9 protein-coding genes and 1 tRNA gene are annotated in these 11,557 nt (G+C 74.5%); 5 read left to right on the top strand and 5 right to left on the bottom strand.

Annotated elements, in window-relative coordinates; genetic code table 11:
* Positions 1–63: 63 nt before the first annotated feature.
* From RMN56_RS17060 to RMN56_RS17045, 4 genes are all read left to right on the top strand, one after another.
* On the top strand, positions 64–870 hold the full coding sequence (locus tag RMN56_RS17060) for a thioredoxin-like domain-containing protein (protein ID WP_313718426.1): 807 nt from the start codon (positions 64–66) through the stop codon (positions 868–870).
* A 10-nt stretch (positions 871–880) separates the two neighbouring features.
* A complete protein-coding gene (locus RMN56_RS17055) occupies positions 881–1,555 on the top strand; it encodes a DUF305 domain-containing protein (RefSeq protein WP_313718425.1) in 675 nt (224 codons plus the stop codon).
* 179 nt (positions 1,556–1,734) lie between these two features.
* Positions 1,735–2,430, top strand: coding sequence for a winged helix-turn-helix domain-containing protein (locus RMN56_RS17050; RefSeq protein WP_313724768.1), 696 nt, complete (start codon positions 1,735–1,737; stop codon positions 2,428–2,430).
* A 60-nt stretch (positions 2,431–2,490) separates the two neighbouring features.
* Positions 2,491–2,562, top strand: a tRNA-Arg gene (locus RMN56_RS17045).
* A gap of 65 nt (positions 2,563–2,627) precedes the next feature.
* On the opposite strand, the gene RMN56_RS17040 is transcribed toward RMN56_RS17045, so the two are convergent.
* From RMN56_RS17040 to RMN56_RS17020, 5 genes are all read right to left on the bottom strand, one after another.
* Entirely contained in the window at positions 2,628–3,611 is a 984-nt protein-coding gene (locus RMN56_RS17040; protein WP_313718424.1) for a helix-turn-helix domain-containing protein, read from the bottom strand.
* A gap of 89 nt (positions 3,612–3,700) precedes the next feature.
* Positions 3,701–7,465, bottom strand: coding sequence for a S8 family serine peptidase (locus RMN56_RS17035; RefSeq protein WP_313718423.1), 3,765 nt, complete (start codon positions 7,463–7,465; stop codon positions 3,701–3,703).
* Between the two features lie 109 nt (positions 7,466–7,574).
* Entirely contained in the window at positions 7,575–8,534 is a 960-nt protein-coding gene (gene ligD, locus RMN56_RS17030) for a non-homologous end-joining DNA ligase (RefSeq protein WP_313718422.1), read from the bottom strand.
* Between the two features lie 94 nt (positions 8,535–8,628).
* Positions 8,629–9,108 (bottom strand): cupin domain-containing protein, encoded by a 480-nt coding sequence (locus RMN56_RS17025; protein WP_313718421.1) that lies wholly within the window; start codon positions 9,106–9,108, stop codon positions 8,629–8,631.
* Positions 9,105–9,893, bottom strand: coding sequence for an isocitrate lyase/PEP mutase family protein (locus RMN56_RS17020; protein ID WP_313718420.1), 789 nt, complete (start codon positions 9,891–9,893; stop codon positions 9,105–9,107). The genes RMN56_RS17025 and RMN56_RS17020 overlap by 4 nt, the downstream gene beginning before the upstream one ends.
* 53 nt (positions 9,894–9,946) lie before the next feature.
* Here RMN56_RS17020 and pdxR point away from each other — a divergent pair, with 53 nt between their 5' ends.
* Positions 9,947–11,347: a MocR-like pyridoxine biosynthesis transcription factor PdxR gene (pdxR, locus tag RMN56_RS17015; RefSeq protein ID WP_313724767.1), complete on the top strand. Its 1,401-nt coding sequence runs from the start codon at positions 9,947–9,949 to the stop codon at positions 11,345–11,347.
* The last annotated feature ends 210 nt before the right edge of the window (positions 11,348–11,557 follow it).

Genomic DNA, 11,557 nt, shown 5'->3' with positions numbered 1-11,557 from the left:
GCGGCGACCCAGCACGTGCACCGGCCCCGCGGCTCCCCTGACCGACCGACCTGACGAGGCACGATGAGCATCAGCACCCCGGGCGGCCCGGAACGCCGTCCCACCGTGGTCAGCACCGGCAAGAAGCCGGCTGCCGGCCGGCCCGCGGCTGCCGACAAGCCCTCCGGCGGCAAGGGCACCCCGCGGCCGACCGGCGGCAAGGGCCGCAAGCCGGTCACCCCGGTGAAGGTGAGCCAGGGTCGCGCGTGGGGTCCGATCGCGCTCTTCGTCGCGGTCGGCGTGCTGGCGGTGGGCATCATCGGCGTGGGCGCGTGGGCGGTCTACCAGGGCGCCCAGCCGTGGGAGAAGCGGGCCGACGCGATCAACGGCATCGTCGACTTCCGCAAGAAGGACAAGGACCTCGTCAAGGGCGGTCAGCACCAGGCCGGCCCGCTCAAGTACGACGTGCTTCCGCCGGTGGGCGGCCCGCACAACCAGGCCTGGCAGAACTGCATGGGCGACGTCTACGACGCCCCGATCGCCAACGAGCACGCGGTGCACAGCCTGGAGCACGGCACGGTCTGGATCACCTACCGCCCCGACCTGCCCGCCGACCAGGTGGCCAAGCTCAAGGCCAAGGTGCAGGGCAAGGAGAAGATGATGCTCAGCCCGTTCGAGGGGCTGGACAAGCCGATCTCCCTCCAGGCCTGGGGCTTCCAGCTCAAGGTCGACAACGCCGACGACGGCCGGATCGACGAGTTCATCAAGACGCTGCGCGTGAACGCCTCCGTCGAGGGCCCGACGGCGCTCTGCGACCAGGGTGTCACCGCCACCGGCACCACCCCGCGCGACAACCTGGGCAACAACATGCCCGAGCAGCCGACCCAGTGAGGACGCCGCGATGACCGCCGCCGCGACCACGGACACCGACCTCGACGAGGCCCCGGTCACCGACCCCGGTGACCGGAGGGGCGCGCGGCGCTTCGGCGTCCTGGCGCTGGCGGCCGCCGTCGTGGTCGGTCTCCTCCTCGGGTACGCGGGCGGTCTGCTCACCCCGACGCTCACCCGTCCGGGCGACAACTCGGCGGAGGCCGGCTTCGCCCGGGACATGACCAGCCACCACGCCCAGGCCGTGGCGATGGGACTGCTGGCGTTCCGGCAGGGCCAGGACCCGGAGGTACGCCAGATCGGCGGCGACATCGCCACCGGGCAGCAGGGCGAGATCGGCACCATGCAGACCTGGCTGCGCTCCTGGAAGCTGGATCCGACCGGCGACCAGCCGCCGATGGCCTGGATGTCGGACGGCTCCGGGCTGGTGAAGAACGGCCTCATGCCGGGCATGGCCACGCCGGAGGAGATGGCGAAGCTGCGGGGCGCCACCGGGCGCGAGTTCGACGTGCTCTTCCTGCAGATGATGATCCGCCACCACGTCGGCGGGGTGCACATGATCGACGGGATCCTCGACCAGGGGCACGACGACGACGTGCTGGCGGTCGCGCAGGTCATGAAGAACACCCAGCAGAAGGACCTGGCCAACCTCTCGGCGGCGCTCAAGCGTCTGGGCGGCACGGTGTAACGCCTGATCGTCCTGGAGGGCCCGTGTCGTGCGCGACGCGGGCCCTTCGCGTACCGGGAGCGGGCGATGCCCGTTATGCCGGTTTATAACGGTTTGGGTCATACAACCCATTGCACTGCTTGGAGACTTTTCTCCACACATATCGTGACCAGTTGCGATTCGGGCTCGTTGCGCAGGACGTGGGGGTTGCACTCAGAGACGCAGGGCGGTCGGTGACCAGTTGGTGCCGACGTCACACCATCGGCGGTGACGGGGCGGTGGCAGCCGTCCGTCGCGGACTGCGGCAGGGCGAGCCGGGAACGCTCAGCCGCGAGCAGGAACTCGAACTGATCGACGCGCTCCGGGGCGTCCACCCCGACGAGTTCGGCCTGGACGAGGAGCTCTGGACGCGACAGAGCCTCACCACCCTCATCGAGCGCCGGTTCGAGCTGACCATGGACGCCGGCACGGTCGGGGCGTACCTGCGGGCCTGGGGGTTGGGTCCGCGCGAGCCCCGGGAGCGGGCCTGCGGGCTCTGCGTCGGCGCGGTCGAACGCTGGGTACGCAGCGAGTACCCGTCGATCACCCGGGCCGCCCAGGAGCACGCCGCGGAGGTCTACTGGATCGGCCGCGTACGCCTGCGCGGCACCATGCCGGCGGCCGACGTGATCTCCGCGGTCTCGTCGCGCGGCCGGGTGCGCTTCATGATCACAACTCCGTCGGTGGACCCGCCGCTCCCCCGCGACTTCGTGCTGCGGCTCAGCGGCGCCGAGGAGCGCACGGTGCACCTGATCGTCGACGGTTCCTGGCCGCGCAACGAGTGGCCCCGCCGCCTGCCGCGCCGCATCGTCCTCCACCCGCTGCCGAGCTGCGGCCGCCCCGTCGCCGCCGCCTGACCCGCCGGGTGCCGATTCGGTGATCCGGGAAGGGGTTTGCTACTCTTCTCGGGTCGCTGAGCCCCCGTAGCTCAGGGGATAGAGCACCGCCCTCCGGAGGCGGGGGCGCAGGTTCGAATCCTGCCGGGGGCACAGACACCAGGTAGCCCGGGCCACTGGCCCGGGCTTCCTGGCATGGTGGATGGCCTGCTCGGGGGTCAGGCCCAGCCGTTGCGGGCGGCGGCCCAGCCCAGCTGGACCCGGCTGTCCACACCGGCCGCGTCCATGAGCTGGCGGATCCGGCGGTGCACGGTACGCAGCGAGATGTCGAGCTGTGTCGCGATGGCCTGGTCGGTCTGCCCGGAGAGCAGCAGCGCCAGCACCTGCATGTGCCCGTCCCCCAGCTCGCCGCTGGTCAACTCGGTCACCTCGTCCGGCGCCGGGGCGGGCCGCAGCGGATACGCCCGCTCCCACGCGGCCTCGAAGGACGCCACCAGCACGGCGAGCAGCCCGCTGCGGTGCACCAGGATGGACGCGGGCGTTCCGTCGGCGTCGTGGTGCAGCGGCAGCATGGCGATCTCACCGTCCACGATCATCATCTTGACCGGCACGGCGTCGACGATCCGGATGTCCTGGCCGAGCGCCATGCTGGCGCGGATGTCGGCCTGCATCCCGGGCCCGGTCAGCGCCCGCCGGTCCAGCAGGGCCCGGTAGCGGACCCCCCGCCGCATGCTCGCCCGCTCGGCGGTGTTCTCCCGGTGCGGGACGACCCGGAGGTTGGGCGGCACCATGGAGAGCACCTCGTGGCGCGCCGCCTCCTGGATCTGGAAGAAGCGGCGCCGGACGGTGTCGACGTCGGCGATCACCTCGATGACGCCCGGGGCCTGGTCGGCGGTGCGGTACTGCTCGGCCAGCGCGGCGACGTCGGACTCGGCCTGCCGCAGGTCGTGCTGCCGCTGGCGGAGCAGGGCGTTGAGGGCGACGGCGGGCGGCGCCGGCACGAACACCGAGCCACCGTCGGCCGGAGCGCCGGTGGCCGTGGCCACCAGCCCGCGCTCGACCAAACCGTCGAGGGCGGCCCGGACCGCCGCGTCGGAGCGTCCCGTGGCCGCGGCGACCTCCGCGGCGCACGCCCTCCGTGACGCGATGAGCTGGCGGTACGTCTCCTCCTCGACGGGGTCGAGTCCCAGCGGTGCCAGCATGCCTGTCTCATCTCCTGCGACGGTGTGGCGCGGACCGGAGCGCGGCCCCGGAGAGGGGGTCCCCCGGGGCCGCCGCTCCTCGCGGACCGCTACCGCGGACCGCGGGTGGTGAGGCCGTAGGCCCGGGTGATCTCCTGACTGACCCGGTTGCCGGCGTCGTCCCAGGCAGTGACCTTCAGCGAGACGTAGCCGGTGTCGGGGGCCACGAAGTCTGCCACCCAGGTCCCGCCCCGGCGGACCAGGGGCACGTCCCGCCAGTGGGCCCCGTCGTCGAACGACACGGCGAGCCCCGTCCCGGCGATCGTCCCGGCGCCGGCGGCACCCGGCAGGTGGGACGGGGTGACGGTGAGGTGCTGGCCGCCGCCGGGGGCGTTCCCGAGCAGGTCGGTCGAGACCGCATAGTCCAGTTGGAGCACCGCCACGACGTCGAGGTCGTCCACGCTCTCGACGTGCGGGGAGCTCACCTCCCAGGTGGTGTGGGTACGCGGGGACAGCCGGTACCCGGCGCGGCTGGCCACCAGGTCGAGCGTGTAGTGGCCGACGCCGTCCGGGTTGCCCTCAATGGTCGCCTGGGCCCAGCCGTCCACCTTCGCGACCTCCGCGCCGTCCCGCCGGACGGTGAAGGCGAGATCGCTGCCCCACTGCATGAACCCGGCGTGCCCCCGGTCGCCGTCCGACCAGGGCTGGACGTTGAAGGTCAGCCAGCCCGCGTTGCGTTCGGACGCGTAGAACGAGGCGTTGTCCCGGGGCCGGGTGACCGGCCCGAAAAAGGAGACGGTGCTGCGGCTGCCCGGCCGGTAGGCCCGCTGCTCGCCGACCGAGGCCAGCTCCATCTCCCGGCCGCCGATGGCGCTCTCCCGCCAAGTGGTGCCCGGCTGGGTCGAGACGTAGTCGGTTCGGGTCCGCTGCATGCCCTGCCAGAGCGGGAAGCCGGCCGAGTAGGTGCGGTAGGGACGGAAGTCCTCCCGGAACTCGCCGCCCTGGGTGGGGGCGTCACCGTGGAACCGCATCTCCACCACGGCGAGGTCCGCCGGCCGGGGCCGGTACGCGAGGTCGGCCGGGATCCGGCCGGGGTGCGGGTCGACCAGGTCGTACGTGTACGGCGAACTGGGAGTGCCCTCCAGTCCGAGCCGCAACTGCCCCCGGCTGGCCCGGTCGATCAGCGGACCACCGGTGGTGGACGTGACGCCGACGACCGGCACGCCGCTGAGCCCGCCCTCGTCGTCGCCCACCCACTGCGAGTACGGGTCCGGCGCGTCGTTGACGACGATGAGCAGCTCGGCTCCCGCATCGGCGGCCGCCTTCGCGCGCTCGGCGTTGCTCAGCTCGTCGGAGCGGTTCACCAGCACGACCTTGCCCCGCACGTCGCGGCCCGCGTAGTCCGCCGGGCGCCCGAAACCGGCGAAGACGCCGTCGGCCTGCCTGCGGCCTTCGTGCAGCGCCGAGCCCGGCTGGCCGAGGAAGCGCACCTCCCGACCCCGGTCGGTGATCGTGAGCAGCGGATACGCCTTGCGCCAGCGGGTCTCGTACTCGAAGGCACCCCGGGTGACCTGCTTGGTCGGCAGGACGTACATGGTGTCGGCCCACGGCGCCAGGATGTACTTGTCGTCGATGCTGCTGATTGCGCCGTCCGACCGGTACCAGTCCATCATGAGGATCCGGTCCTCGGTCCGCTTCGGCACCGTGGCGGTGGCCTCCACCGCCCTGCGGGCGTCGAGGCTGATCGTCCGGTCCCGGTCCAGCACGATCTCCGGGTCGCCCAGCAGGGCGGTGCCACGGGAGTCGGGGCCGTGGTTGCCCGGCACGTCCAGGAAGCTCCAGACGCTGTAGGTGCCCGGCCGCAGCCGTACCGTGGTGGGCCCGGTGTCGCTGCTGGTGAGGAAGTAGGGGTCGGCCTCACCGAAGCGCTGCACCGCGAGGAATGTCGACGCGTACCGGCCGGCGCGGTCCTTGATCGAGAAGGTCAGGTCGTGCCGCTCCTCCTCCACGTAGAGGCCGAGCGTGGTGTGCGTGCGGGTGCCACCCGCGGCGGTCGCGGTGATCTCGCCGAGGTAGCGGCGACCGGCCGCGGCCAGCTCTGGGTGGGCGGTCCCGGTGACCGAGGCCGTGCCGTGCGCGGGCACCACGAGCGTCTCCGCGGCCAGGGTGAAGATCCCCGGCGCCGGCGTGCCCTCGTCGGCGTGCGGGTCGGCGTCCATCGGGCCGCCGGCGATCTCGCCGGTCACCGACAGGTCGAGCGTCACGGCCGCGTCGCCGGTGTTGGTGTAGGTGATGGTGCGGTCGATCGGTGCGGGATGGTCGTGGGGCCAGCCCTGGAACCCGAAGTACGCCGAGCCGGTGGCGGTCACCGTGGCGCCGAGGCCGGCCGGGATGTCGACCCGCCCCGCGCCCACCTGGTAGGCGGTCTGGCCGTCCCGCTTCTTCGCGGTGCTCATGAGCGCGTTCTTCAGCTGCTCCGCGCGCCAGTCCGGGTGCTGCTGGGCGAGGACCGCCGCGGCGCCCGCAACGTGCGGCGTGGCCATCGACGTGCCGCTCATCGACTGGTACCAGCCGTCCGCCGCGGTCCCGCCCGCCTTCGCGGCGAGGATGTCCACGCCCGGGGCGGCGATGTCCGGCTTGAGGGCGTAGTCGCCGAAGCGCGGTCCCCGGCTGGAGAACTCGGCGAGTTCGTCGGCGGAGTCCACGGCGGCGACGGTGAGCGCGGCGTCCGCGGCGCCCGGTGAGCTGATCACGCCCTCGGCGCCGGCGTTGCCCGCGGCCACCACGAACAGGGCGCCGGTCTGGGCGGTGAGCTGGTTGACCGCGGTGCTCAGCGGGTCGGTGCCGTCGGTCGACTGGTCGCCGCCGATGCTCATGCTGACCACCCGGGCGCCCTGGCCGGCGGCCCATTCCATGCCGGCGATCACCCACGAGTCGGCGCCGTAGCCCTCGTCCGCGAGGATCTTGCCGACGATCAGGTCGGCCTTCGGGGCGACGCCCTTCTCCAGGCCGCCGGACGCGGCGCCGCTGCCACCGACCGTCGAGGCGACGTGGGTGCCGTGGCCGTTGCCGTCCTCAACCGTCTCGTCGGGCACGAAGGTGGCGCTCGCGCTGACCCGGCCGGCCAGGTCGGGGTGGTCGGTGTCGTACCCGGTGTCGAGGACGGCGACCTTCACGCCGGAGCCGTCGCGCCCGGCCGCCCAGGCCGCCGGGGCGCCGATCTGGGCGGTGCTGTCGGCGAGCTGGGCGTGGACTCTGCCGTCCAGCCAGATCCGGCTGATGCCGTCGGCCAGCACCGGGGTCGCGGCGGCCGAGGCCGGAGCGACCGTGGCGACGTCCGGGGTGACGGCGTCCCAGACCCGGCGGGCCTGGCGCTTGGTGGCCCGGACCGCCGCGCCGCGGACGCTCGCCAGCGGCCGGACCTTCGTGGTGCCGGCCGGCGCGGGACGCCGGGCGGACGCCGCGTCGGCGTAGCTCACGATCAGCGGGATGCCGTCGGAGTGCCGGTCGTCGTAGCCGTCCTCGATCAGGCCGGTGACGTCGAAGAGCCGCCGGTCGAGGCGCCCGGACGCGAGGTACGGGAGCACCTCGTCGGGGATGACGTAGAGGTCCTTGCCGATGGTCTGCGCGTGCACGCCGCCCCGGGCGCCGGTCGGGCGCCGGATGTCGGTCGAGTACCGGCCCGCGCCGATCTCGGTGACCGTGACGACGTCACCGGTGATGAGGGTGACGGTGCTGGCCGGGGCCGCCCGGCCCGGAGTGGACGGCGCGGCGGCGCCCGCGGTCGGTGCCGGCGGGCCGAAGAGGGTCGTCGCCAGCACGGCGCCGGCGACACCGGTGGCGGCGGCTCGGCGCAGGGGTGTGTGGGGGAGCATGGTGAAGGAGTACCGGCCCCCGCGGGCACCGCGGAAGACTTCGCCGATGGCGGGCTGCTGACTTGGCAGCGATCAGCCGGCGCTGCCGCCGGCCGTGGTCAGGGGCTGGTCAGCCGGCCTCGCGGCGGGCCTTCGCGCGGCGCTTGCCCTCGTGCATGGCCTGCACCCGGGCCACCGGGATGGTCCGCCCCTCGGCAACCAGCTCCTCCGGCAGCCGCTGCGGCGCGGGCAGCGCCTCCGCCCACGGGTCCCGGTCGCCGAGCAGCCCCGGCACGGTCTTCACCGTGAAGTCGGCCGTGGTCGCCGCCTCGACATCGGCCCAGCCGACCGGGTACGACACCGGCGTGCCGGGCCGGATGCGCGGGCTGTATGCGGCCACCACTGTCGCACCGTACGACCGGGTGGAGTCGACGAAGACCCGGCCGCCCCGGTCCTCGACGATGAAGGCGGTGGTGGCCAGCGCCGGGTCGAGCCGTTCGGCCCGGGCCGCGAGGGCGCGGGTCGCCGCGGCGGCCTCCTCGGCCGTCGTCGCCGGGTCCACCGGCACGATCACGTGCAGGCCCTTCGCCCCGCTGGTCTTCACGGCACCGGCCAGCCCCGCGTCGGTGAGGGCCTGCCGGACCAGCAGCGCGGTGCGGACCGCCACGCCGAACGAGTCGCCCGGCGGCGGGTCCAGGTCGAGCACCAGGTGGGTGGGGTGCTCGGGGTTGCCGGCGTGGCCCAGCGTCGGGTGGTACTCGACCGCCCGCTGGTTGGCGAACCACAGCAGCGTGCGCCGGTCGTCGCAGAGGGCGTACGAGATGTCGCGGTGCGAGGCCTCCGCCCAGACCGAGGTGCGGCGCACCCAGTCCGGTGTGTACTTCGGCAGGTTCTTCTGCATGAACGGGTCCTGGCCGGGCCGCACCCGGACCACCGACAGCGGCCGGTCCCGCAGCCCGGGCAGCATCCGCTCGTGGACGGCGTCCAGGTAGTCGACCAGGTCACGTTTGGTGGCCCCGGCCCCGTCGAACAGCGGTTGGTCCAGGTTGGTCAGTGACACCCCGGCCCGGGTCTCGTCAGCGGCACCCATCCGCCCACCTTCCCGGGCAGCGCCCGGGTCGGCAACCCCGACACGGATTCCCGGCGGGGTGCGGTGGCTCCGGCCCGGCCGGCGGGGCGCCGGATCAGACCCAGAACGTGTCGTGCCGCAGGAAGAACTCCGCCTGTTCCTCCTCGCTCCGGTCGGCCAGGTCCAGCAGGCCTTCGAAGTAGCCCTCCCGGGGCGCGCCCGGGGCGAAGTGCAGCAACATCGACGCCGACTCGCCGGACTCGTTGCGGAACGCGTGGACGCCGCCCTCGGGGACGTGCACGAAGTCCCCGGGCCCGGTGTCGATCCACCGCCGGCCGTCGTAGATGCGTACCGCGCCCGAGAGGATGAAGAAGGACTCCGAGATGGACCGGTGGAAGTGCGGCGACGGGCCGCTCGGCTGCGGACCCATCTCCCAGCGGTACAGGCCGAACTGCCCGTTGGTCGACGCGCCCGTGGCCAGGTAGTGCGCCGTGCCGCCGGAGGGATAGACCAGCTCCGGGGGTTGGTCCGCCGGGCGGTAGGTGGCCGACTGCTCGCCCTGGTCGCCCGGGTAACGCGGCGGCGGGTAGGTCACCGGGCCTCCTCTCCGGTCGGGAACGCCTCGTGGCCCGCCGCGATCGCGGCGAGCATCCCGACGATACGGGCGCGGGCCGCCGCGTACAGGCCCGAGCCGTAGCTGATCCGGGCCACGCCGAGGGCGGTCAGCTCGCCCGGGGTGGGGGTGCCGGGCCGGGCCATCACGTTGACCGGCGCGTCCACCTCGGTGACGACCTGGCGGATCTGCTCCGGGTCGGCCAGCAGGATCGGGTAGACGCTGTCCGCTCCGGCGGCCCGGTAGCGGCGGGCCCGGCGCACCGCCTCGGCGAGCCGCCCCTCGGCCGGCCCGTACGCCCGCAGGTGCACGTCGACCCGGGCGTTGAGCACCAGGTCCACGCCGGCCGCGCCGGCCGCCGCCCGGATGCCGGCGAGCAGGTCCGCCTGCTCCTCGACGTCGTACAGCTCGCGGGTACGCGGGTCGGAGTCCTCGATGTTGCAGCCCACCGCCCCGGCCGCCAGCAGCCGCTCGACCAGCTCGGCCGGGCGCAGCCCGTACCCCCGTTCCAGGTCCGCGGTGACCGGGACCGGCACGGCGGCGGCGATCCGGCCGACCGCCGCGAACATCTCGGCCACCGGCGTGGCCTCGCCGTCGGCGTGGCCGAGCGCCTCGGCGACCGCGGCGCTGCTGGTGGCGACGGCCGGGAAGCCGGCCGCGACCACCGCCCGGGCGGATCCCGGGTCCCAGGCGTTCGGCAGGATCAGCGGGTCCCCGGGGCGGTGCAGCGCGCGCAGCGCGGCGGCCCGCGGGCTCAGCTCGGTCATGCGGCCAGTCTCGCCGCGCCGGCGGCCCGCCCGTAAGCTCCAATTCCGTGCCGATGGACTGGGCCGATTTCGGCGTCGACCTGCACCTGGAGCTGGACGCCACCGGCGGCCGGCGTGCCGGCCTGGAACGGGCGCTGCGGGACGCCATCCGCGACGGGCGGCTCCCGCCGGCCACCCGGCTGCCGGCCACCCGCGTCCTCGCCGCCGAGCTGGGCCTGTCCCGGGGCACCGTGAGCGCCGCCTACGACCAGCTGGTCGCCGAGGGCTGGCTGGTGGCCCGGATCGGCGCGGGCACGGAGGTCAGCGGGCTGCGCCGGGCCGCGCCGCCGCCGGCCGCGCCGCCGCCCGGGTCCGCCACCTTCCGGTACGACCTGCGCCCGGGCAGCCCCGACGTCGGGCTCTTCCCGGTCACCGCCTGGCTGCGGGCCACCCGGCGGGCGCTGGCCGTCGCCCCCGCCGAGGCGTACGGCTACGGCGACCCGCGCGGCCGCCCGGAGCTGCGCCGGGCGCTCGCCGGCTACCTGGGCCGGGCCCGCGGCGTGCTGGCCGACCCGGAACGGATCGTGGTCACCACCGGGTACGTCCAGGCCCTCGTGCTGCTCACCGGAGTGCTCCGGGACGCCGGCAGCCCGGCGGTGGCCATGGAGGACCCCGGGCTGGCCTTCCACCGGGAGGTGGTCCGCCGGCACGGCGGCACCGTGCTGCCGCTGCCGGTCGACGGGCTCGGCGCGCGCACCGACCTGCTCGGCGCCGGGTCGCTGGCCCGGGTGGGGGCCGCCGTGGTGACCCCGGCGCACCAGTTCCCCACCGGGGTGACCTTGCACCCGACCCGCCGGCACGCCCTGGCGGAGTGGGCCCGGGCCACCGGCGGGCTGGTGGTCGAGGACGACTACGACGGCGAGTTCCGCTACGACCGGCAGCCCGTCGGCGCGGTCCAGGGCACCGCACCGGAGCAGGTCGCGTACGTGGGCACGGCGGCGAAGACGCTGGGGCCGGCGCTCCGCCTGGCCTGGCTGGTGCTGCCGGCCCGGCTCGTGGAGCCGGTGGTGGAGGCCAAGCGCCACCTGGATCTGCAGAGCGAGACGATCGGCCAGCTCGCCCTCGCCGAGCTGATCGACGGGCACGGCTACGACCGGCAGATCCGCACGGTCCGGCGCCGTTACCGGCAGCGGCGGGACCTGCTACTGGACCGGCTGGCCCGCCGGTCGGCCCTCGACGGGGTGGCGGCCGGCCTGCACGCCACCGTCCACCTCCGACCGGGCGGCCCGACCGAGGCGGAGGTGCTGGCCGTGGCCGCCGCGCGCGGTCTCGCCGTCAGCGGGCTGGCGATGCACCGGCACCACCCGGAGAGCGGGCGTCCCGGCCTGGTGGTCGGCTACGCCCACCCACCGGCGCACGCCTATCCGGCCGCCGTGGACCTGCTGGCCGGGGTGTTGCACGACCTGGACGCCTGACCTGGCGCGACGACGCCCCTCGCCCCGCGCGGCCGGGGAATCGGCACGACGCGGCTCCCCCGGTCGCGGCCGTGGAACCGGCATGGCTTCGCACCGACTACGAACTTGATGACGTGAGCGATTCACCGGCACCGCTCTGCGCCCGTCGCGGCCCTGGCCTTGCTCCGGTCCTGGCCCGGCTCAGGCCGTGGCACTGACCCGGACCGCCCA

This window comes from Micromonospora halotolerans (assembly GCF_032108445.1).
Taxonomy (GTDB): domain Bacteria; phylum Actinomycetota; class Actinomycetes; order Mycobacteriales; family Micromonosporaceae; genus Micromonospora; species Micromonospora halotolerans.
Note: the sequence above shows the minus strand (reverse complement) of the source record. Positions and strands in the feature narration are given on the sequence as shown.